Source organism: Clostridium lamae (genome assembly GCF_033043255.1).
Taxonomy (GTDB): Bacteria; Bacillota; Clostridia; order Clostridiales; family Clostridiaceae; genus Clostridium; species Clostridium lamae.
Genome location: NZ_JASCQJ010000052.1, coordinates 1 through 21,884 on the forward strand (window position 1 = coordinate 1; position 21,884 = coordinate 21,884).

Consider the following 21,884-nt stretch of genomic DNA (forward strand, 5'->3'; position numbering starts at 1 on the left):
TCCATAAATACCCTTTTTTAATTAAGAATAAATCCTTTTTAATATTATAATAATATTAAGAATTTTTCAATATTAACCTCTCTAATATTATCTAAATAATAACAGATTTTAATACTTTTTCTAATATTATTATATCTTAATTAATATTATTTTGTTATAAAATTAATAAAGAAATAAAAACATGAAGTTCATGAATATTTAGCTTATAAATACTATATAAACTAATGAAAAAAGGAGCTTATCGAATAAGCATCCTTCCACTCCCTAAGCCTCTCTGTCACACTAGGTGAAGATATATCATTTACATTAATCCAATCTGCGCCTAATTCTGCATCAGTTAAATGTATAAGTTCTCTGATACACTTATGCTCTTTAACCTAATTTGTGAATCAACCTATAGATTTATTTATTATTAACCTTTATTAATATAGTATTATTTTTAATAAAAAAATCCCACAAACCAAAGTTTGTGAGATTTTTGAACATCCAAATATTATCTCTTTGAGAATTGTGGAGCTCTTCTTGCTTTCTTAAGACCGTATTTCTTTCTTTCTTTCATTCTTGGGTCTCTAGTTACAAATCCAGCTTTCTTTAATTCTGACTTTAAGTTTTCGTCAGATTTTATTAAAGCTCTAGTTATTCCATGTCTTATTGCTCCAGCTTGACCTGTGAATCCACCACCATGAACGTTAACTAATACGTCGAATCTGTCCTTAGTTTCAGTTAAAACTAATGGTTGATTTACTATCATTCTTAAAGTTTCTAATCCGAAATAGTTTTCGATTTCTCTGTTATTTATAACAACTTTACCATTTCCAGGTACAAGTCTAACTCTTGCTATTGATTTTTTTCTTCTTCCAGTTCCCATGTATTGAACTTTTGCCATTTTTTATTCCTCCTCCCGAGCATGTATTAGTACTTTAATTCAAGTACTTCTGGTTTTTGAGCATCATGTCCGTGCTCAGCACCTCTGTATACTTTTAGCTTCTTAAGCATTTTTCTTCCTAAAACACCTGTTGGAAGCATTCTTCTTACAGCTTCTTCGAAAGCGAATTCAGGCTTCTTAGCTAATACTTCTCTATATGGAGTTTCCTTTAATCCACCTGGATATAAGCTATGCTTTCTCATTAATTTTTGATCTAACTTCTTACCAGTTAAAACAACTTTTTCAGCATTGATTACGATAACGAAATCTCCGCAGTCAACATTTGGTGTAAATGTTGGCTTATTTTTTCCTCTTAAAATTGAAGCAACTTGGCTAGCAACTCTTCCTAGTGGCTTACCAGCAGCATCAACAACATACCATTTTCTTTCAACTTCTTGCGCCTTAGCGATGTATGATTTCATGTTTTTCCCTCCCTGAACTTACATTTGTGCTTTACTTCTTTTTAAGTACTGCTTTTATGTCAAGACCCGGGGCTAGTGGATCTTATATACATAAATAATTCTAACAAACAAACTTATTATAATACACGCACACGGGTGTGTCAATATATTTTATCCTATTATTTGAATTAATTTAATAAATTTTAATAATAAACTTTTTCCAGTACTAATCCTGTTGCAGGTACGCATATTCCAGCATTTTCCCTTTGTTTGTTAGCTATAATATTTTTAATTTCATTTGGCTTAATTTTATGTGAGCCAGCCATAATTAATGTTCCAACTATTATTCTAACCATATTATATAAAAACCCATCACCTGTTACGTAGATTTTTATTATATTATCATTTTCTTCTATGTATAGCTCCGATATTGTCCTTATTGTTGTCTTAACTGAACTACCACTAGTTTTAAATGCTACAAAATCATGAGTACCTATAAAATACTTACATGCCTCCTTCATAGCTTCTAAATCTAATTTACGTTTTACATGATATAGATAACTTCTATCTATTGCTGAAGGTACATCTCTATTTAATATAGAATAAGAATAGGTTTTCCCCCTTGCATTATATCTTGCATGAAATTCTTCATTCACTTCTTCAGATTTTAGGATCACAATATCCTCAGGTAGTTTATGATTAATAGCTTCTCTATATTTATTTGCTGGTATTTTGTTATTAGTTTTAAAATTAGCTATAAATCCTTTAGCATGAACGCCAGCATCAGTCCTAGAACTTCCTGTAACCTCTATATCTTCATTAGTTAATGATCTTATAGCCTCTTCTATTGTCCCTTGTATAGTTTTGCCTACTTTTTGCTTTTGCCATCCTAAATAATTTGTTCCATCATATTCTATAGTCAGCTTAATATTCCTCATACTGTATCACCTTTATTTAATTATTATAAGGCAAATCTTATAACAAAACTTCCTATGATCAATATTGAAAATATAGCAAACGCAATAGCATCTTTATTAGAGAACTTTAATTCTTTCATTCTTGTTCTTCCTGTTCCACCTCTATATGCCCTAGCCTCCATTGCCATAGCCAGTTCATCAGCTCTTCTAAAAGAACTTATAAATAGAGGAATTAATAAAGGTATTAAACTCTTTGCCTTTTGTATTAATCCACCACTTTCAAAATCTGCACCTCTTGCCTTTTGCGCCATCATTATCTTATCAGTTTCATCCATTAAAGTAGGAATAAATCTTAACGCAATTGTCATCATCATAGCAAGCTCATGTGCAATTTCTTTCCCAATTGGTCTAAGTAATCTTTCTATCCCATCTGTCAGTTCAATTGGTGATGTTGTTAAAGTTAATACTGATGTTCCCATAATTAAGAAAATAAGTCTTAGTGCCATAAACCCTGCGGTTCTAAGACCTTCAGTATATATTTTTATGAATCCCAGTTCAAATATTAATGTATCTGCTGTTCCTTTAATCATAAATATATTTAAAACTGCTGTAAAAATTATAAGAAAGAATACGGGTTTTAATCCCTTATATAGATATCTTGGTGGCAATTTAGCAGCATACACTGTTAAAGCTAAAAATCCAACTATTAATACATATCCAATAAATTTATCAACCACAAATAGAGAGACAATAAATAAAATAGATAATAATATTTTAGTCCTAGGATCCAGTTTATGAACAAAGGTTTCACCTGGTATATATTGACCTATAGTTATATCTTTTATCATTTTGATCCTCCTAACTTCTATCTTCCTTTAAAATTCTTAATAACTCTTGCTTGCCTTGGCTAATAGTATATACTTCATCTGACACATCGAATCCTTTTTCTTTTAGAGCTCTCATAAGGTACGTTACTTGTGGTACTGCAAGACCTATTTTCTCTAATGTATCAACTTGCTTAAACACCTTACCTGGTGTTCCTTCTAAAGCCACTTTTCCACTATTCATAACTATTATTCTCTTAGCGAGTTTTCCTACATCCTCCATACTATGACTAACTAATACAATCGTCATCTTATATTCTTCATGTAATTTCTTTATTTGCTCCAAAATATCATCTCTTCCTTTTGGATCTAATCCCGCTGTAGGTTCATCTAATATGAGCACTTTTGGCTCCATAGCAATTACACCAGCTATTGCTACTCTTCTTTTTTGTCCTCCACTTAGATCAAAAGGAGACTTATTTTTATAAATTTCATAATCTAGTCCAACCATTCTCATGGCAGTTTTTACTCTTCTCGTAATTTCTTCTTGTTGTAGACCTAAATTTCTTGGTCCATATTCTATATCTTTTTCAATAGTTTCCTCAAATAATTGATATTCCGGGTATTGAAAAACTAACCCTACTTTCTTTCTTATATCAGTAAGCTTAACTCCTTCTTTAGTTATATCTTCTCCATCGACTATTATTCTACCTGATGTTGGCTTAAGTAAACCGTTCATATGCTGAATTAATGTTGACTTTCCAGAACCAGTATGACCAATAAGTGCAACAAATTCGCCATTATCAATTTCTATATTCACATTATCTAAAGCCACTTTTTCAAAAGGTGACTTCTTCATATAAACATGTACTAAATTTTCTATTTTAATTGACATATAACATTCACCATCTCATCTACATTTAAAATATTTGTATCAATATCTACCCCGCTATTTCTTAATTCATAGCATAGTTCTGTAACCTGAGGTACATCTAATCCTATTTCTTTCATTTCTTTAACATTAGAAAATACTTCTCTTGGCTTTCCTTCTAAAATTATTTTCCCATCATCCATTACAATAACTCTATCTGCCTGAGCAGCCTCATCCATATAATGAGTTATAAGTACTATAGTGATTCCATAATTTTTATTTATTTCTTTTATATTTTCTAAAACTTCTTTTCTCCCTGATGGATCTAACATGGCTGTTGGTTCATCAAATATTATACATTCTGGCTTCATAGCTAATATTCCAGCTATAGCAATTCTTTGTTTCTGCCCTCCAGAAAGTAAATGTGGTGCATGCCTTCTATACTCGTACATCCCCACTTTTTTTAAACTCTCATCTACTCTTTTTCTTATTTCCTGTGGTGACACTCCTAAGTTTTCCGGCCCAAAGGCAACATCTTCTTCAACTATTGTAGCTACTAATTGATTGTCAGGATTTTGAAACACCATACCTGCCTTTGATCTAATTTCCCATACGTTTTTTGCATCTAAAGTATCTAATCCATCTACTATAACAGTTCCTTCAGAAGGTACTAAAAGAGCATTCATATGCTTCGCAATTGTTGATTTTCCAGATCCATTATGACCTAAGATTACTAGAAATTCTCCTTTTTCAACCTCAAAACTCACTTCATTAACAGCATATCTTTCTTCTTCTCCCTCATTTGCTCTATATTTAAAAGATACATTATTACATTTAATCATTGCTTCTTCCATAATATAGCCCTCCTCATATCGCTTATCACTAATTAAATATTATATAAAATCTTAATAAGTGTATATACATTAGCATAAGAATATTATAATATACATTTCTTTAATTACAATTACTTTAAATATAAATTTTTAAGTTCTTATATAGTATTTAATAATCCTGTATATAAATTCATTTTTTATATGCAAAAATGGGGACTAAGTCTTATCACTTAATCCCCCTATATATTATACTAATTCAAGTATAACAACTTCTGCTCCGTCCCCTCTTCTTGGGCCTTTTTTGTACATTCTAGTGTATCCACCGTTTCTTTCAGCGTACTTTGGAGCAACATTGTCAAATAGGTTTTGAACTACTTCTTCTTCATGAACAAAAGCTAAAACTTGTCTTCTAGCGTGAAGGTCACCTCTTTTTGCTAAAGTGATCATCTTTTCAGCTAACTTTCTAGTTTCTTTTGCTCTTGTTTCAGTTGTTTCTATTTTACCATGCTTTAAAAAGCTTGTAACAAGGCTTCTTAACATAGCTCTTCTTTGGTCAGTAGGACGACCTAATTTACGATAACCTGCCATATGGATTTACCTCCTTACTCATCGTTTAGTCTTAATCCTAAGCCTAATTCCTTAAGCTTTCTTTCGACTTCCTCTAAAGATTTCTTTCCTAGATTTCTTACTTTCATCATGTCATCCATTGATTTTCCAGCAAGCTCTTGAACTGTATTTATTCCAGCTCTCTTTAAACAGTTATATGATCTAACTGATAAATCTAGCTCTTCAACAGTCATTTCTAGTACTTTTTCTTTCTTATCTTCTTCTTTTTCTATCATAATCTCTACATCATTAGTACTATCTCCTAATGACATAAATAACTTGAAATGTTCTATAAGAATTTTTGCAGATAAGCTTATCGCTTCATCTATTTTAATAGTTCCATTAGTCCAGATCTCTAAAGTTAACTTATCGTAGTCAGTAATTTGACCTACTCTCGTATTTTCAACAGTAAAGTTAACTCTCTTAACTGGTGTATAAATTGAGTCAACAGCAATAGCTGATAATGGAAGATCTTCACTCTTATTTTTATTTTGAGTAACATATCCTCTTCCTCTGTTAACAGTTATTTCCATATATAACTTACCATTATCATCTAATGTAGCAATATGAAGATCCTTGCTAACAACCTCAACATCTCCATCAGTCTTTATATCTGCACCTGTAACTACTCCAGGTCCTTGAGCATCTATATATATTGTCTTAGGACCTTCACCATTCATTATTAATGCTAAAGATTTAATGTTTAGTATTATTTCTGTAACATCTTCCTTAACACCTTGTACAGTTGAAAATTCATGTAGTACTCCATCAATTTTAACTGATGTTGGAGCTGCACCTGGAAGTGATGATAAAAGTATTCTTCTTAGAGCATTTCCAAGAGTTATACCATATCCTCTTTCTAATGGTTCAACTACATATTTACCATAAGTACCATTTTCATTTGCTTCTATACATTCAATTACTGGCTTTTCTATTTCTAACATGTACAAACCCTCCTTAATATATTAAATGGCAACATTATTCTGAGGGCAATTGCTTATATATTTGTATTGTAAGATAAATCTTAACAATACAAATATTAAACTATTACTTGCTGTATAACTCAACGATAAGAGTTTCATTAACTGGAACGTCAATGTCTTCTCTTGCTGGCTCAGCAATTACTTTACCTGAATAATTTTCAACATTTGCTTCTAACCATTTTGGTAATGTCTTTGGATTTTCAATAAATGTCTTGAATTTTTCAGTTCCTCTGCTCTTTTCTGAAACTAATATTTCATCATTAACAGAAACCTTGAATGAAGGAATATCAACTTTCTTACCATTTACTAAGAAATGTCCATGAGTAACTAATTGTCTAGCTTCAGCTCTTGAAGCACCATAACCTAATTTATAAACAACGTTATCTAGTCTCATTTCTAGTAACTTAAGTAAGTTTTCACCTGTAATACCTTTCATATGATCAGCCTTTTCGTAATAAGTTCTGAATTGGCCTTCTAATACTCCGTATATTCTTCTAGCTTTTTGCTTTTCTCTTAATTGTACTCCGTAGTTAGATAGCTTTTTCTTTGCTGCTCCATGTTGTCCTGGTGCATAGCTTCTTCTAACAAAAGCACATTTATCTGTATAACATCTATCCCCTTTAAGGAATAACTTCATACCTTCTCTTCTACATAATCTACATGTAGCTCCAGTATATCTTGCCATTAATTACACCTCCTATATGAATACTAGACTCTTCTTCTCTTTGGTGGTCTACATCCGTTGTGTGGGATTGGAGTAACGTCTTTAATTAGTGTTACTTCTAATCCTGCCGCTTGTAAAGATCTGATTGCTGCTTCTCTACCAGCACCAGGTCCCTTTACATATACTTCTATACTCTTTAATCCATGTTCCATAGCTGCTTTAGCTGCTGTTTCTGCTGCCATTTGAGCTGCATATGGAGTACTTTTTCTTGATCCTCTGAAGCCTAGAGCTCCTGCACTTGACCATGATAAAGCGTTTCCTACTGCATCAGTTAAAGTAACTATTGAGTTATTGAAAGTTGATTTGATGTGTGCAGCACCATGCTCAACATTCTTTCTCTCTTTTCTTCTTCTAGTCTTCTTAACTTTTTGAGCCATCGAATTACCTCCTCACTACTTCTTCTTATTTGCGATAGTTTTCTTTGGACCTTTTCTAGTTCTAGCATTAGTCTTAGTCTTTTGACCTCTAACTGGAAGACCTTTTCTATGTCTTATTCCTCTATAACATCCAATTTCTACTAATCTTTTAATATTTAATGCAACTTCTCTTCTTAAGTCACCTTCAATTGTTAAAGTTTTTACGTATTCTCTTATCTTTGTTACTTCTTCTTCTGTAAGATCTTTAACTCTTGTATCAGGATTTACTCCTGTTTGTGCTAAAATCTTATGTGAAGTAGAAAGTCCTATACCGTATATATATGTTAGACCTATTTCAACTCTTTTTTCTCTTGGTAGGTCTACTCCTGAAATTCTTGCCATTAAAACTTACACCTCCTGATATTGAAATGCATACAACTTTAATTATATGTGTATATTTATATAATTAAATCCTAGGTCAGTAGAGCAATTCTCTACTGTCAGCCGCACCTAAAATTTATCTACTTAATTAAATGCCTATATAATCATATTTGACTTTAAGTGAAAAGTCAATACAGTTTACATAGTTAAACTATACTTTTTTTGCCTATACTTTGATTGTATTAGCCTTGTTTTTGCTTGTGCTTAGGATTTTCACAGATAACCATTACTTTTCCTTTTCTTCTTATAATCTTGCACTTTTCGCAAATAGGCTTAACTGATGGTCTTACTTTCATCGCTAACCCTCCTTGTAATACTTAGTGGTATTTTCCACTTTAATTATTTAGCTCTCCATGTAATTCTACCTCTTGTTAAATCATATGGAGAAAGTTCTATCGTAACCTTATCTCCTGGTAGAATTCTTATGAAGTTCATTCTTAATTTTCCTGAAATATGTGCTAGAATCTTGTGACCACTCTCTAGTTCCACTTGGAACATAGCATTTGGTAGTGCTTCTAGTACAGTACCTTGCATTTCTATTACATCATCTTTTGACATAAGGTAATCAACCCTCCTTAACAATGCCTTTAAGTTTTAGAAATCTTTTTATTTTTAAATCAGTACCTCTATCCTTTGAAATGATAGATTCTTTAATCTCATCATCTACATCCTCTAAAACATTTATATGTTTTAAGTTTTTATTTTTAGGCATCTGAACTGTTTTAGTGCTCCCATTACTAAGAATTACATAATTATCACTTAAATGCCCTATTATAACATATAAATGACCTTTATCTCTTCCTCTTTTTGAAAGAACCACTTTCCCAATTAAGTCATTGTTTTGCAAACTTTTCACCTCAATGATTACCTTAGCCATAAATCTACAAGCCACCTTTTGGTATCATGCGAATTTATAACTAAGCAACACTTATCTAATCAGTGTTAATATTTCGGGTCCATCTGGTAAAATTACAATAGTGTTTTCGTAGTGTGCAGATAGACTTCCATCACTAGTTACTACAGTCCAATCATTACTTAATGTTTTAACTTTATAGTTCCCTATATTAACCATAGGTTCAATTGCCAAAGTCATTCCCTCTACTAATTTTGGTCCCCTTCCAGGTCGACCATAGTTAGGTACATCTGGATCTTCGTGTACAACTCTACCTATACCGTGTCCTACGAAATCTCTTACTACAGAAAAGCCCGAGGCTTCAACGTAGCTTTGTATTTCATGTGATATATCAGTAAGCCTGTTACCAACCTTTGCATATTCAATACCCTTGAAAAAGCTTTCTCTTGTTACATTAATTAACCTTTCAGCTTCTTCACTTATATTTCCTACACCAAAGGTTCTTGCAGCATCACCGTGAAAGCCATTTATGTTAGCTCCACAGTCTACACTGATAATATCTCCATCTTTTAATACATAACCTCCTGGGATCCCATGAACTACTTGCTCGTTAACAGATATACATAGTGAAGCTGGAAAACCATACAGCCCTTTAAATGAAGGCTTTGCTCCATGCTTAGTTATAAATTCTTCTGCTATCCTGTCTAATTCAGCAGTAGTTATTCCTGGTCTTACTTTTTCCTCAATTAATGATAATGTTTCTGCTACTATTTTACCTGCTGCTCTCATAAGGTCTATCTCTTTGTTGTTTTTAATGATAATCATTATTTAACACTCCCTAAGATACTACAGATACCTTCGAATACTTCATTAATAGCTTTTGTTCCATCTACAATTGAAAGTAAGTTTCTTTCTTTATAAAAATCAATCAGTGGTTGTGTTTGTTTCTCATACACATCAAGTCTTTCAGACACAGTTTCTTCTGTATCATCTTTTCTTTGGATTATATCACTTCCACAAACATCACATTTACCTGCTATCTTTGATGGATTGAACTTTATATGATAGCTAGCCCCACATGATGGACATACTCTTCTACCTGTCATTCTTTCTAAAATAAATCCCGTAGGTACCTCGATCAACAGAGCTGTATCAAGGGATTCATTCCTATTAAGAAGGAAATCTTGAAGTGCTTCTGCTTGTTGAACTGTCCTTGGAAAGCCATCTAATAAATATCCATTCGTGCAGTCATCTTGTTGTAACCTGTCTTTTACCATATTAATAGTAACTTCATCTGGTACTAACTGTCCTTTATCGATGTGCTTCTTAGCTTCTATTCCTAAAGGAGTATTTTCAGAAATATTTTTTCTAAATATATCTCCAGTAGAAATATGTGGTATTGAGTATCTATTACTAATTGATTTTGCCTGTGTTCCCTTACCTGCTCCAGGAGGACCTAATAATACTATCTTCACGGGCATCATCTCCATTATTAATCTATTTTAAGAATCCTTGATAATGTCTCATTACTAATTGTGAATCTAATTGTCTTGAGAAATCAAGTCCAACACCAACCATAATTAATAATGATGTTCCACCAAATTGAATTCCTTGTAATTGTGAATTTGAAATTAATATTGGTAGTATTGCTAGTAAAGCAGCAAATACTCCTCCAATTAAAGATACTTTTGTAAGTACTTTTTCAAAATACTTTTCTGTTGCTTCCCCTGGTCTTATTCCTGGTACAAATCCAGCTGACTTATGAAGATTTTCTGCCATTTCATCAGGTTTAAATGTGATTTGCGTATAGAACCAAGTAAAGAATATAGTTAATACTGAATAAGCAACTGGATACATCCATGTAGTCTCATTGAATATACTATACTTACTTGTCACAACACTTTGCACCCAAACTACATTCGGGAAGAATTCTGCAATTGTTTTAGGGAACATCATAACTGACATAGCAAAAATTATTGCTATAACAGCTGACCCTATTATGCTTAAAGGAATATGAGTGCTTTGGCCTCTCATAACCTTAGATCCAACAGCTTTACCAGCATATTGAACTGGTATTCTTCTTTCTGCTAATGAGAAGAATATTACAATACATAATAACAAAATTGCAGCAGCAACAAATAATAAAATTCCTATTATAGAAATTTTTCCTTGATCCTTTAATGTAAATAATGACATTAAAGTTGTCGGTAACTGCGATACTATATTTACAAATATTAGTATGGATATACCATTACCAAATCCTTTAGAGGTAATCTGATCACCTAACCACATACAGAAAGTTGAACCTGCTACTAAAGCTACTAATATAACAATAATATCAGCCCATCCCATTCCAATTGTAGCTCCTCTAGCTGCAACCATACTATAAGTACCAAAAGCAAGAATAAATCCTATTACTATCGATAAAATTCTTGTAATCTTTTGTATTTTCTTTCTTCCTTCTTCGCCTTCTTTTGAAAGTTGTTCTAATGAAGGAATTGCTATAGTTAATAATTGAACTATTATAGAAGCATTAATATATGGTGTTACACTTAAAGCAAATATACTAAACTGACTAAATGCTCCACCTGATATTAGATCATAAAAACTAAATATAGTTCCACTACCTGCTAAACTCTTTAAAACATCTGTGCTAATTCCAGGAACAGGAATATGTGTTCCTATCCTGAAAATTGCAACTAAAAATATAGTCCATAAAAATCTCTTTTTTAATTCGGGAACCTTCCAGGCATTACGTAGGGTTGATAGCATACTAAATCACCTCAACTTTTCCTCCAGCTGATTCAATCTTTTCAGCCGCAGATTTTGAGAACTTACATCCTTTAACAGTAAGGCTCTTCTCTAGTGTGCCGTTTCCTAAAATCTTAACTCCATCTTTTACTTTACTTATAACTCTTCTTTCAAGTAAAACTTCTGGTGTTATTTCAGTTCCATTTTCAAATATATTTAATCTATCAACATTAATGCTTACATATTGCTTAGCAAATATATTTGTGAAGCCTCTCTTAGGAAGTCTTCTATATAGTGGCATTTGACCTCCTTCAAATCCTGGTCTAACTCCACCACCTGATCTAGCCTTTTGGCCTTTTTCACCTTTTCCAGCATTTCTACCTAATCCTGAACCAGTACCTCTACCAACTCTCTTAGGAGCTTTTTTACTTCCAGCTGCTGGTTTTAATTCATGAAGTTTCATTACTTAATGCACCTCCTCTTACTAAACTTCTTCTACTTTTAGTAGATAGTCAACTTTGTTAATCATTCCTCTGATTTGAGGAGTTTCTTCATGTTCTACTGTCTTACCAATCTTTTTTAGTCCAAGGGCATGTGCAGTAGCAATATGGTCTTTTTTTCTTCCAATTAAACTCTTAACAAGAGTAACTTTAATTTTTGCCATTGCTTTTCCCTCCTAACCTAAAATTTCTTCTACAGTTTTGCCTCTTAACTTAGCTATATCTTCAGCTGTTCTTAAGTTTGCTAAACCGTTAATTGTAGCATTTACCATGTTTTTTGGATTGTTTGAACCTAATGATTTAGCTCTAACATCCTTTAATCCTGCTAATTCTAATACTGATCTAGCTGGACCTCCAGCGATAACTCCTGTACCTTCTTTAGCTGGCATTATAAGAACTTTACCAGTTCCGAACTTTCCATATATTTGATGAGGAACAGTTGTTCCAACTATAGCAACACTTACTAAATGTTTCTTAGCGTCTTCTATTCCTTTTTTAATTGCTTCTGGGATTTCTATTGACTTGCCCATTCCAACGCCTACGTGTCCGTTTTCGTCACCTACAACTACTAAAGCGCTGAATCTGAAGTTTCTACCACCCTTAACAACCTTAGTTACTCTGTTTATGTTAACAACCTTTTCCTTAAGGTCTAGTGTGCTAGGATCGATTCTCATGTATTTCCCTCCTCGTTTATTAGAATTTTAAGCCTGCTTCTCTAGCAGCTTCAGCTAAAGTTTGAACTCTTCCGTGATATACGTATCCACCTCTATCGAATACTACATCTGAGATTCCCTTTTCTAAAGCTTTTTTAGCTATTAATTCACCAACTAATTTTGCTGCTTCTTTGTTTCCGCCAACCTTAACGTCAACAGCTTTATCTAAGCTTGAAGCTGAAACTAATGTTACTGAATTAACATCATCTATAATTTGAGCATATATATTTTTTTCACTTCTATATACTGAAAGTCTTGGTCTTTCAGGAGTACCAGAAATTTTCTTACGTACTCTTAGGTGACGTCTTTCTCTACTAGCTTTTCTGTCTACCTTTTTAAACATAAAGGCTTCACTCCTTTCTATTATTTCTTACCAGTTTTACCTTCTTTACGTCTGATTACTTCATTATCATACTTAATTCCCTTACCTTTATATGGTTCAGGTTTTCTCCATGATCTTATATCAGCCGCAGCAGCTCCAACTTTTTCCTTGTCTATTCCTTTAACAATAACTTTTGTTGCAGCTGGAGTTTCGAAAGTAATACCATCTATTGGTTCTATTTCAACTGGATGTGAATATCCTAAGTTCATTACAAGTTTCTTTCCTTGTAATTGAGCTCTGTAACCAACACCGATTAATTCTAAGCTCTTTTCAAATCCTTTTTCAACTCCGATTATCATGTTGTTGATTAATGCTCTAGTTAATCCGTGAAGAGCTCTATGCTCTTTTTGATCGCTAGGTCTAGTAACAACAACTTGGTTATTTTCAACTGCTATATTCATGTCTTTGCTCATAGCTTTAACAAGTTCGCCCTTTGGACCCTTAACTGAAACAACATTATCTGCTGAAACAGCTACAGTTACGCCTGCAGGTATAGTTATAGGCAATCTACCTACTCTTGACATAATCGCACCTCCTGTTTTACTTGTTCGTATATATGTTAATCTAGTTACTTTCTAATTTGGAACTACCAAACGTAGCAAACTACTTCTCCGCCTAATCCAGCTTTTCTAGCTTCTCTATCAACTAATAATCCAGTTGATGTTGAGATAATCGCTATACCTAGTCCGCTTAATACCTTTGGAATTTCATCTTTCTTGCAGTAAACTCTTAATCCTGGTTTAGAAATTCTCTTAATACCAGTTATAACTCTCTCTTTATCTGCACCATACTTAAGAGATATTCTTAACATTGGAACAACACCATCGTTATATTCCTCTAATTCTTTAATGTATCCCTCTTGTAATAATATATTTGCAATAGCCTTCTTCACGTTTGATGAAGGAACTTCTACTACTTCATGTCTTACAGCATTTGCGTTTCTAATACGAGTTAGCAAATCTGCGATAGGATCTGTCATAACCATTTAATGTGCCTCCTTTCACTACATCAGTTTTTTACCAACTTGCTTTCTTACAACCAGGTATTTGACCCTTGTAAGCAAGTTCTCTAAAACATATACGGCATATACCAAACTTCTTTAATACTGAATGTGGTCTTCCACATATTCTACATCTTGTATAAGCTCTTGTTTTATATTTAGGTTCTTTTTTCCACTTTTCAATAATAGCCTTACGTGCCACGGTTTCCCCTCCTTATTATTGAGCAAATGGCATACCAAGGAATCTTAATAATTCTCTTGCTTCTTCGTCAGTGTTAGCTGTTGTTACGAAGATAATATCCATTCCTCTAACCTTATCGATTTTATCGTATTCAATTTCTGGGAATATTAATTGTTCTTTAACTCCTAATGAGTAGTTTCCTCTACCGTCAAAAGCCTTACTTGAAACTCCTCTGAAGTCTCTAACTCTTGGTAGAGCAATAGCCATTAGCTTGTCAGCAAATTCATACATTTTTGCTTTTCTTAATGTAACCTTACATCCTAAAGCCATGTTTTCTCTTATCTTAAAGTTAGCAACTGATTTCTTTGCTCTTGTTAAGATTGGCTTTTGACCTGCAATAATGCTTAAATCATTAACTGCTGCTTCTAATATTTTTTGATTGTCCTTAGCTTCACCGACACCCATATTTATAACTATCTTTTCAAGCTTTGGAACTTCCATTATATTTTTATATCCGAACTTTTCAATCATAGCTGGAATTACTTCTTTTTGATACTTCTCTTGAAGTCTTGTTGTCATAATTTAGTACCTCCTTTCAGATTCTAGAATGTTTCTCCGCACTTCTTACAAGCTCTAACTTTAGTACCATCTTCTAATATTTTGTTACTAATTCTTGTAGCATTTTTGCACTTTGTGCAGTATAACATAACTTTTGAGCTGTATATAGCTCCTTCTCTTTCAACTATTCCACCTTGCATATTTGCTCTGCTTGGTTTTTGGTGCTTTTTAACTATATTAACTCCTTGAACAATAACTTTACCTGTTTTAGGATATACTTTTAAAACTTCACCAGTTTTTCCTTTATCTTTACCAGAAACAACTACAACTGTGTCGTTTTTTCTAACATGTACCTTCAAATAAGACACCTCCTCCATTATAGAACTTCAGGTGCTAATGATAAAATCTTGTTAAATTCGTTATCTCTTAGCTCCCTAGCAACTGGTCCGAAGATACGAGTTCCTCTTGGTTGCTTATCATCCTTTATAATAACAGCTGCATTTTCATCAAACTTAATGTATGAACCGTCAGCTCTTCTTAATCCTCTAACTGATCTAACTATAACAGCCTTTACAACGTCTCCCTTTTTAACAACTCCGCCTGGTGTTGCACTTTTAACGCTCGCAACTATTATATCTCCAATGTTACCGAACTTTCTTTTAGATCCGCCTAAAACTCTTATGCACATAATTTCCTTTGCACCTGAGTTATCTGCTACTTTTAGTAAGGTTTGTTGTTGTATCATTGAATTACCCTCCTTTCAGACTTAAAGCCTATTTAGCTTTTTCAACTATTTCAACAAGTCTCCATCTCTTATCTTTAGATAATGGTCTAGTTTCCATAATTAAAACTCTATCATTAATTTTAGCTTCATTGTTTTCATCATGAGCCTTAAACTTAGTTGTTCTATTAACTGTTTTACCATATAATGGGTGTCTAACCTTAGTTTCAACAGCAACAACTATTGTCTTATCCATTTTATCTGAAACAACTCTACCTATTCTTTTCTTTCTTAGTCCTCTTTCCATTAAGAGTTACCTCCTTTCAGATTTACTGCTCGAAAGCCCTGATCTCTTCTTCTCTAATGATGGTTTTGATTTGGGCTATAGATTTTTTTACTTCTCTTATTCTCATAGGATTTTCTAATTGACCTGTAGCTAATTGGAATCTTAAGTTGAATAACTCAGCCTTAAGGTCATTTAATCTAACCTTTAAATCTTGAGGATTATTTGCTCTTAATTCTTTTAATTCTCTAGCCTTCATTATTCTTCACCACCCATTTCCTCAAAATCTCTTCTTGTAACGAACTTACACTTTACAGGAAGTTTGTGTGATGCAAGTCTCATAGCTTCTCTTGCAACTTCTTCATTAACTCCTGATAATTCAAATAAAACTCTACCAGGTTTAACTACTGCTACCCAGTATTCTGGTGAACCCTTACCTGAACCCATTCTTGTTTCAGCTGGCTTTTCAGTTACTGGCTTATCTGGGAAAATCTTTATCCAAAGTTTTCCTCCTCTTCTTATATATCTGTTTATAGCAATTCTGGCAGATTCAATTTGATTACTAGTTATCCAACCACAGCTTGTTGCTTGAATACCAAAATCTCCGTATGCAAGGAAATTACCTCTTGTAGCTTTTCCCTTCATTCTACCACGTTGTACCTTACGATGCTTAACTCTCTTAGGCATTAACATGACTAATTCCTCCTTTCTTATGCGTTAACTTCTTCCTTCTTTTCAACTTTTTTAGTTGGAAGAACTTCTCCATTATAAACCCAAACTTTTACGCCGATTTTTCCATAAGTTGTATCAGCTTCTGCAAAACCATAATCGATGTCTGCTCTTAAAGTTTGTAGTGGAATTGTTCCTTCATGATATTGTTCAGTTCTTGCTATTTCAGCTCCACCTAATCTACCTGAACAAGCAGTTTTAACACCTTTTGCTCCAAGTCTCATAGCTCTTTGAATGCTTTGCTTCATAGCTCTTCTGAATGATACTCTTTTTTCTAATTGAGCAGCTATATTTTCTGCCATTAATTGAGCATCTGCTTCAGCATTTTTAACTTCAACTATGTTAATTAATAAATTTTTGTTTGCAACTACTTTAGCTAATTTAGCTTTTAAAGCTTCAATTCCTGCTCCACCTTTTCCGATAATTACGCCTGGTTTAGCAGTATATATATTTAACTTAACTCTCTTAGCAGCTCTTTCAATTTCAATCTTTGAAATACCAGCTGAGAAAAGTTCCTTCTTTACGAATTCTCTTATTTTGTTATCTTCAATTAGATTGTCAGCGAAGTTCTTCTTTGAAGCATACCATTTAGCATCCCAATCCTTGATAACTCCTACTCTAAGTCCGTGAGGATGTACTTTTTGACCCACTTGATTTCCCTCCTTCTTTTTAAGCTCTTTCTTTAACTACAAGTGTAATGTTACTTGTTCTTTTGTTTATTCTAAACGCTTTACCGTGATCCATTGGTCTGAATCTCTTAAGTGTTGGACCTGCACCAACGAATGCTTCTGCTACATATAATCTTTCTACATCCATTTCATGATTATTTTCTGCATTAGCAACAGCTGATTTTAAAACCTTGTTTATAACAACAGCCGCATCTTTTGGAGTATATTGTAAAATAGCGAAAGCCTCTTGAATATTTTTTCCTCTTATTAAATCAAGAACTACTCCTACTTTTGTTGGAGACATTCTAACATATTTAGCTATAGCTCTAGCTTCCATTTATGTTCCTCCTTTCCGGGATTACTTTCTTTTTCTTGCTGCTTTTTCGTCATAATCGTGTCCTCTGTAAGTTCTAGTTAATGCGAACTCACCAAGCTTATGTCCAACCATATCTTCACTAATGAAAACTGGAACATGCTTTCTTCCGTCGTGAACAGCAATTGTATGACCGATCATTTGTGGGAATATTGTTGAACTTCTTGACCAAGTTTTAACAACCTTCTTATCTCCACTAGCATTCATTTCTTCAATTTTCTTTATAAGTCCTTCATGTACAAAAGGTCCTTTTTTTGTTGATCTACTCACTATGATTTGCCTCCCTTCATAATCTCTAGGCTGACAAGTCATGAAGAGAAATTTAACTTCTCTTCATACTACTTATCGTTTCTTCTCTTTATTATGAATTTGTCAGAATACTTCTTATTCTTTCTAGTCTTGTATCCAAGTGCTGGTTTACCCCATGGAGTAACTGGACTTGGTCTACCGATTGGTGATCTACCTTCACCACCACCGTGAGGGTGATCGCAAGGGTTCATTACAGAACCTCTAACAGTAGGTCTCCATCCCATATGTCTCTTTCTACCTGCTTTACCGATATTAATTATATCGTTAGTAGTATTAGAAACTGTTCCTATTGTAGCTCTACATTCGATTCTAACATATCTCATTTCACCTGAAGGTAATCTTAATGTAGCGTAGTTACCTTCTTTAGCCATTAATTGAGCTGAAGTACCAGCTGATCTTACCATCTGAGCACCTTTACCAATTTGTAATTCTACATTGTGTACAAAAGTACCTACTGGTATATTCTTTAATGGAAGAGCATTCCCTACTTTAATATCAGCATCTGCTCCTGAAACTACAACATCTCCAACTTTTAATCCAACTGGAGCTATTATATATCTTTTTTCACCATCAGCATATACTACTAATGCAATGTATGCTGTTCTGTTTGGATCGTATTCTATTGTAGCAACTTTTGCTGGAATACCATCTTTATTTCTCTTAAAATCTATTATTCTGTATTTTCTCTTAGCTCCACCACCGTGGTGTCTAACAGTTATTTTACCTTGAGCATTTCTACCACCAGTTTTGTTTAATGAAACAAGAAGTGACTTCTCAGGAGTACTTGTTGTGATTTCTTCAAAAGTAGCCATTGTCATTTCTCTTCTTGATGGGGTAGTCGGTCTAAACTTCTTAACTGCCATGTAAATTCCCTCCTTACTTAAGCTTCTCTGGTATTTAAATACCAATAATACGCTTTAATGCGTTATTGCATTCCTTCAAAGAATTCTATACTCTTGCTATCTTCAGTTAAAGTAACAACAGCTTTCTTGAAGTCTGCTCTTTTTCCTACATGTACGCCCATTCTCTTTGTTTTTCCCATAGTTCTTAAAGTTTGAACTTTTTCAACCTTAACGCCGAAGATTTCTTCAACAGCCTTTTTGATTTGAACTTTGTTTGCATTTATTTGAACTATGAAAGTGTACTTTTTGTCTGCCATAGCAGTCATACTCTTTTCAGTGATAACAGGCTTTCTTATAATATCATAGCTTGTCATTATGCGTACACCTCCTCGATTTTTGATACAGCATCCTTAGTTATGATTAATTTCTCAAACTTTAATAAATCATAAACATTGATGTTGTTAACCGGCATAATTTGTACATCAGCTATATTTCTTGCTGATTTGTAAAGTACTTCGTTAGATTCTCCAGTTACGATTAAAGTCTTTTTAGCATCAAATGCTTTTAAAACCTCAACCATTTTCTTAGTCTTTGGAGCTTCGAATGCTAATGACTCAAGAACTATCATTTGATTGTCTTGAACCTTGCTAGTTAAAGCAGATTTCATAGCTACTCTTCTCATGCTCTTTGGAACTGAAACTCTATATTCTCTTGGTTTTGGCGCAAAAACTATACCACCTTTTATCCATTGAGGTGCTCTAATAGAACCTTGTCTTGCTCTACCAGTTCCTTTTTGTCTCCAAGGCTTAATTCCGCCTCCTCTAACCTCAGCTCTTGTTTTAGCTGATTGAGTTCCTTGTCTCTTGTTTGCTAATAAAGCAACTACTACTTGATGCATAGCATCTGTATTAACTTCAACTCCGAACACATTATTATTTAATTGGATATCTCCAACTTGTTTTCCTTCTTGATTAAATAATCCTACTGTAGGCATCCTGTTTCCTCCTTTCTACAGAAATTAAGCTTTAACTGCATTTCTTATTACTACTGTACCTTTATTAGGTCCTGGGATACCACCCTTAATTAGTATTAAGTTCTTTTCAGCTATAACCTTAACTACTTCTAAGTTTAATACTGTTGTATTAACAGCACCCATATGTCCTGGCATATTCTTGTTCTTGAAAGTTCTTGATGGATCTGATGAAGCTCCCATTGAACCTACCGCTCTGTGGAATTTAGAACCGTGACTCATTGGTCCTCTGTTAGCATTCCATCTCTTTATAACACCTTGGAATCCCTTACCTTTAGAAACTCCAGATACATCAACTTTTTCTCCAACTTCGAATAAGTCTGCTTTTATTTCTTGACCAACTTCATAAGCTGAACAATCTTCTAATCTTAATTCCTTTAATCTTCTCTTTAATGAAACTCCAGCCTTAGCATAGTGTCCCTTCTTTGGCTTGTTAACTAATTTTTCTCTTATGTCTCCAAAACCAACTTGTATTGCTTCATAACCATCTTTCTCGATAGTCTTCTTTTGAATAACAACACATGGGCCAGCTTCTACTACTGTTACAGGAACAACTTTTCCGTTAACATCAAAAATTTGAGTCATTCCGATTTTTTTTCCTAATATAGCTTTTTTCATGTATTTACACCTCCTAAACATATTAGCGGATTGTTACACAATCATAATAGTTCAAACTGTTTATTTTATAAGTATTATTAATTATAGCTTAATTTCGATATCAACACCAGCTGGTAAGTTTAATCTCATTAAAGCATCAACTGTTTTTGGTGATGGGTTAACTATATCGATTAATCTCTTGTGTGTTCTGATTTCGAATTGCTCTCTTGAATCTTTATATTTGTGAACAGCTCTTAAAATAGTAACAACATCTTTTTCAGTTGGTAGTGGTACTGGACCTGCAACCTTAGCTCCTGTTGACTTAGCTGTTTCAACAATTTTCTCAGCTGATTGATCTAAAATATTGTGATCAAAAGCTTTTAATCTGATTCTTATTTTTTGTTTTGACATCTTGGTTTCCCTCCTTTTCATGTACGCTTTACTTCTAACGCACAACAGCGGACGTTCTATAAACTGTTCCTGGTGTTTCATACCTTTGAACAAATTTTTACAAAACCCCTGTCGTCGGATTCTAGATCCTAACATACTCATCAGGAATTAACCCGGAAGTCCGGCAACCTCCTGACTCATCGCTGTTCGCTATACAACTTCTACATTATACTATGTTTAAATAGGCTTTTCAAGACTTTTTTAACCTTTTTTCATAAATTTTAAAGCATATTTTTATTAACTTCTATCTAATAATTTCATCAGCAAATATATTTTATATTTGTTTCTTCTATTAATCAATATTTTTTTATATGTAATTTTTGGCGATATTTATATTTTTTAATTTTTATTATTCGTTTATTTTAATATATTAATTTCCTATAGAACTTTAAATTCCCCTTACTTAATATACATTTACATCTATAAATTCTTAGTTTTCTATAAAAATAAAAGAGAGTAAAGGCGTCCCCTTACTCTCTGGTTGTGATCACAAATTTATTTTAATTTTATAATTAATTTTATTTAAATAGTATAAATTACTATTCTATTATTGTAGTAACAACTCCTGAACCTACAGTTCTTCCACCTTCTCTGATAGCGAATCTTAATCCTTCGTCCATAGCAACTCTTGTGATTAATTCAACGTTCATATCGATGTGGTCTCCTGGCATAACCATTTCCATACCTTCTGGTAATTTGATTGATCCAGTAACGTCTGTTGTTCTGAAGTAGAATTGTGGTCTATATCCATCGAAGAATGGAGTATGTCTTCCACCTTCTTCTTTCTTAAGTACGTATACTTGACCTACGAACTTGTTGTGTGGCTTAACTGATCCAGTCTTAGCTAATACTTGACCTCTTTCGATATCAGTTCTTTGAACACCTCTTAAAAGTACTCCAACGTTATCTCCAGCTTGCGCTTCGTCTAGTAACTTTCTGAACATTTCTATTCCTGTTACTACTACTTTTCTGCTTTCTTCTGATAGTCCAACGATTTCTACTTCGTCTCCTACGTGAAGAACTCCTCTTTCAACTCTTCCTGTTGCAACTGTTCCTCTACCAG

The 21,884-nt window shown here is 33.4% G+C and carries 39 protein-coding genes; all 39 read right to left on the minus strand.

From position 1 onward, the window contains the following. Positions 1-493: 493 nt before the first annotated feature. Positions 494-886 (minus strand): 30S ribosomal protein S9, encoded by a 393-nt coding sequence (gene rpsI, locus QK892_RS16545; RefSeq protein WP_317274661.1) that lies wholly within the window; start codon positions 884-886, stop codon positions 494-496. Between the two features lie 26 nt (positions 887-912). Further along, on the minus strand, positions 913-1,347 hold the full coding sequence (rplM, locus tag QK892_RS16550; protein ID WP_191748737.1) for a 50S ribosomal protein L13: 435 nt from the start codon (positions 1,345-1,347) through the stop codon (positions 913-915). Positions 1,348-1,529: 182 nt separating this feature from the next. After that, positions 1,530-2,264, minus strand: coding sequence for a tRNA pseudouridine(38-40) synthase TruA (gene truA / locus QK892_RS16555; RefSeq protein WP_317274662.1), 735 nt, complete (start codon positions 2,262-2,264; stop codon positions 1,530-1,532). 23 nt (positions 2,265-2,287) lie between these two features. After that, positions 2,288-3,091, minus strand: coding sequence for an energy-coupling factor transporter transmembrane component T family protein (locus QK892_RS16560; protein WP_317274663.1), 804 nt, complete (start codon positions 3,089-3,091; stop codon positions 2,288-2,290). 10 nt (positions 3,092-3,101) lie between these two features. Beyond that, positions 3,102-3,962, minus strand: coding sequence for an energy-coupling factor transporter ATPase (locus tag QK892_RS16565; protein WP_317274664.1), 861 nt, complete (start codon positions 3,960-3,962; stop codon positions 3,102-3,104). After that, positions 3,947-4,792: an energy-coupling factor transporter ATPase gene (locus QK892_RS16570; RefSeq protein ID WP_317274665.1), complete on the minus strand. Its 846-nt coding sequence runs from the start codon at positions 4,790-4,792 to the stop codon at positions 3,947-3,949. The genes QK892_RS16565 and QK892_RS16570 overlap by 16 nt, the downstream gene beginning before the upstream one ends. A gap of 225 nt (positions 4,793-5,017) precedes the next feature. Further along, positions 5,018-5,359 (minus strand): 50S ribosomal protein L17, encoded by a 342-nt coding sequence (gene rplQ / locus QK892_RS16575; protein ID WP_136006894.1) that lies wholly within the window; start codon positions 5,357-5,359, stop codon positions 5,018-5,020. A gap of 14 nt (positions 5,360-5,373) precedes the next feature. Further along, positions 5,374-6,321, minus strand: a complete 948-nt coding sequence (locus QK892_RS16580) for a DNA-directed RNA polymerase subunit alpha (protein ID WP_317274666.1) — start codon at positions 6,319-6,321, stop codon at positions 5,374-5,376. Between the two features lie 103 nt (positions 6,322-6,424). Further along, positions 6,425-7,045 (minus strand): 30S ribosomal protein S4, encoded by a 621-nt coding sequence (gene rpsD / locus QK892_RS16585; protein ID WP_317274667.1) that lies wholly within the window; start codon positions 7,043-7,045, stop codon positions 6,425-6,427. 23 nt (positions 7,046-7,068) lie between these two features. Continuing rightward, positions 7,069-7,461, minus strand: coding sequence for a 30S ribosomal protein S11 (gene rpsK / locus QK892_RS16590; protein ID WP_317274668.1), 393 nt, complete (start codon positions 7,459-7,461; stop codon positions 7,069-7,071). Between the two features lie 15 nt (positions 7,462-7,476). Beyond that, positions 7,477-7,842 (minus strand): 30S ribosomal protein S13, encoded by a 366-nt coding sequence (rpsM, locus tag QK892_RS16595; protein WP_317274669.1) that lies wholly within the window; start codon positions 7,840-7,842, stop codon positions 7,477-7,479. Positions 7,843-8,063: 221 nt separating this feature from the next. Further along, complete coding sequence (gene rpmJ / locus QK892_RS16600; RefSeq protein WP_016205879.1) at positions 8,064-8,177, minus strand: 50S ribosomal protein L36; 114 nt, start codon at positions 8,175-8,177, stop codon at positions 8,064-8,066. Positions 8,178-8,220: 43 nt separating this feature from the next. Continuing rightward, positions 8,221-8,439, minus strand: a complete 219-nt coding sequence (gene infA, locus QK892_RS16605; protein WP_066889870.1) for a translation initiation factor IF-1 — start codon at positions 8,437-8,439, stop codon at positions 8,221-8,223. A 7-nt stretch (positions 8,440-8,446) separates the two neighbouring features. After that, a complete protein-coding gene (locus QK892_RS16610; protein ID WP_317274670.1) occupies positions 8,447-8,758 on the minus strand; it encodes a KOW domain-containing RNA-binding protein in 312 nt (103 codons plus the stop codon). A 51-nt stretch (positions 8,759-8,809) separates the two neighbouring features. Then, a complete protein-coding gene (map, locus tag QK892_RS16615; RefSeq protein WP_317274671.1) occupies positions 8,810-9,559 on the minus strand; it encodes a type I methionyl aminopeptidase in 750 nt (249 codons plus the stop codon). Continuing rightward, a complete protein-coding gene (locus tag QK892_RS16620; RefSeq protein ID WP_317274672.1) occupies positions 9,559-10,209 on the minus strand; it encodes an adenylate kinase in 651 nt (216 codons plus the stop codon). Before QK892_RS16620 ends, map begins: the two co-directional genes overlap by 1 nt. Positions 10,210-10,231: 22 nt before the next feature. Beyond that, on the minus strand, positions 10,232-11,506 hold the full coding sequence (gene secY / locus QK892_RS16625; RefSeq protein ID WP_317274673.1) for a preprotein translocase subunit SecY: 1,275 nt from the start codon (positions 11,504-11,506) through the stop codon (positions 10,232-10,234). Position 11,507: 1 nt separating this feature from the next. Beyond that, positions 11,508-11,948 (minus strand): 50S ribosomal protein L15, encoded by a 441-nt coding sequence (rplO, locus tag QK892_RS16630; RefSeq protein ID WP_291625395.1) that lies wholly within the window; start codon positions 11,946-11,948, stop codon positions 11,508-11,510. Positions 11,949-11,969: 21 nt separating this feature from the next. Beyond that, on the minus strand, positions 11,970-12,149 hold the full coding sequence (gene rpmD / locus QK892_RS16635) for a 50S ribosomal protein L30 (RefSeq protein WP_008681171.1): 180 nt from the start codon (positions 12,147-12,149) through the stop codon (positions 11,970-11,972). A 12-nt stretch (positions 12,150-12,161) separates the two neighbouring features. Next, positions 12,162-12,659 carry a 30S ribosomal protein S5 gene (gene rpsE / locus QK892_RS16640; RefSeq protein ID WP_156626112.1) on the minus strand — a complete coding sequence of 166 codons (498 nt, stop codon included), beginning with the start codon at positions 12,657-12,659 and terminating at the stop codon, positions 12,162-12,164. Between the two features lie 19 nt (positions 12,660-12,678). Then, on the minus strand, positions 12,679-13,041 hold the full coding sequence (rplR, locus tag QK892_RS16645) for a 50S ribosomal protein L18 (protein ID WP_317274674.1): 363 nt from the start codon (positions 13,039-13,041) through the stop codon (positions 12,679-12,681). 20 nt (positions 13,042-13,061) lie between these two features. Further along, the gene (gene rplF / locus QK892_RS16650) at positions 13,062-13,604 is read right to left on the minus strand and encodes a 50S ribosomal protein L6 (RefSeq protein WP_317274675.1); all 543 of its coding nucleotides are present in this window, start codon (positions 13,602-13,604) and stop codon (positions 13,062-13,064) included. Between the two features lie 62 nt (positions 13,605-13,666). Beyond that, complete coding sequence (rpsH, locus tag QK892_RS16655; protein ID WP_317274676.1) at positions 13,667-14,065, minus strand: 30S ribosomal protein S8; 399 nt, start codon at positions 14,063-14,065, stop codon at positions 13,667-13,669. Between the two features lie 31 nt (positions 14,066-14,096). Next, positions 14,097-14,282: a type Z 30S ribosomal protein S14 gene (locus QK892_RS16660; protein WP_008681179.1), complete on the minus strand. Its 186-nt coding sequence runs from the start codon at positions 14,280-14,282 to the stop codon at positions 14,097-14,099. A gap of 15 nt (positions 14,283-14,297) precedes the next feature. After that, complete coding sequence (gene rplE / locus QK892_RS16665) at positions 14,298-14,840, minus strand: 50S ribosomal protein L5 (protein ID WP_008681180.1); 543 nt, start codon at positions 14,838-14,840, stop codon at positions 14,298-14,300. A 23-nt stretch (positions 14,841-14,863) separates the two neighbouring features. After that, complete coding sequence (rplX, locus tag QK892_RS16670; RefSeq protein WP_317274677.1) at positions 14,864-15,178, minus strand: 50S ribosomal protein L24; 315 nt, start codon at positions 15,176-15,178, stop codon at positions 14,864-14,866. Between the two features lie 17 nt (positions 15,179-15,195). After that, entirely contained in the window at positions 15,196-15,564 is a 369-nt protein-coding gene (rplN, locus tag QK892_RS16675; protein ID WP_317274678.1) for a 50S ribosomal protein L14, read from the minus strand. Positions 15,565-15,592: 28 nt separating this feature from the next. After that, a complete protein-coding gene (gene rpsQ, locus QK892_RS16680; protein WP_066889849.1) occupies positions 15,593-15,847 on the minus strand; it encodes a 30S ribosomal protein S17 in 255 nt (84 codons plus the stop codon). 22 nt (positions 15,848-15,869) lie between these two features. Next, complete coding sequence (gene rpmC, locus QK892_RS16685; protein ID WP_317274679.1) at positions 15,870-16,082, minus strand: 50S ribosomal protein L29; 213 nt, start codon at positions 16,080-16,082, stop codon at positions 15,870-15,872. Beyond that, a complete protein-coding gene (gene rplP, locus QK892_RS16690; protein WP_291625429.1) occupies positions 16,082-16,516 on the minus strand; it encodes a 50S ribosomal protein L16 in 435 nt (144 codons plus the stop codon). The genes rpmC and rplP overlap by 1 nt, the downstream gene beginning before the upstream one ends. A gap of 17 nt (positions 16,517-16,533) precedes the next feature. Then, positions 16,534-17,202 carry a 30S ribosomal protein S3 gene (rpsC, locus tag QK892_RS16695; protein ID WP_317274680.1) on the minus strand — a complete coding sequence of 223 codons (669 nt, stop codon included), beginning with the start codon at positions 17,200-17,202 and terminating at the stop codon, positions 16,534-16,536. Positions 17,203-17,221: 19 nt separating this feature from the next. Then, the gene (gene rplV / locus QK892_RS16700; RefSeq protein ID WP_008681188.1) at positions 17,222-17,557 is read right to left on the minus strand and encodes a 50S ribosomal protein L22; all 336 of its coding nucleotides are present in this window, start codon (positions 17,555-17,557) and stop codon (positions 17,222-17,224) included. Positions 17,558-17,578: 21 nt separating this feature from the next. Continuing rightward, complete coding sequence (gene rpsS / locus QK892_RS16705; protein WP_291625434.1) at positions 17,579-17,863, minus strand: 30S ribosomal protein S19; 285 nt, start codon at positions 17,861-17,863, stop codon at positions 17,579-17,581. Positions 17,864-17,931: 68 nt separating this feature from the next. Then, complete coding sequence (rplB, locus tag QK892_RS16710) at positions 17,932-18,765, minus strand: 50S ribosomal protein L2 (RefSeq protein ID WP_317274681.1); 834 nt, start codon at positions 18,763-18,765, stop codon at positions 17,932-17,934. A 62-nt stretch (positions 18,766-18,827) separates the two neighbouring features. Then, positions 18,828-19,118, minus strand: a complete 291-nt coding sequence (gene rplW / locus QK892_RS16715) for a 50S ribosomal protein L23 (RefSeq protein ID WP_317274682.1) — start codon at positions 19,116-19,118, stop codon at positions 18,828-18,830. Beyond that, entirely contained in the window at positions 19,118-19,738 is a 621-nt protein-coding gene (gene rplD, locus QK892_RS16720; RefSeq protein WP_317274683.1) for a 50S ribosomal protein L4, read from the minus strand. The genes rplW and rplD overlap by 1 nt, the downstream gene beginning before the upstream one ends. 24 nt (positions 19,739-19,762) lie before the next feature. Next, complete coding sequence (rplC, locus tag QK892_RS16725) at positions 19,763-20,392, minus strand: 50S ribosomal protein L3 (protein ID WP_317274684.1); 630 nt, start codon at positions 20,390-20,392, stop codon at positions 19,763-19,765. An 81-nt stretch (positions 20,393-20,473) separates the two neighbouring features. Further along, positions 20,474-20,782 carry a 30S ribosomal protein S10 gene (gene rpsJ / locus QK892_RS16730; RefSeq protein WP_008681195.1) on the minus strand — a complete coding sequence of 103 codons (309 nt, stop codon included), beginning with the start codon at positions 20,780-20,782 and terminating at the stop codon, positions 20,474-20,476. A 578-nt stretch (positions 20,783-21,360) separates the two neighbouring features. Beyond that, the coding region (locus tag QK892_RS16735) for an EF-Tu C-terminal domain-related protein (protein ID WP_317274685.1) at positions 21,361-21,884 on the minus strand (524 nt) is incomplete at its 5' end.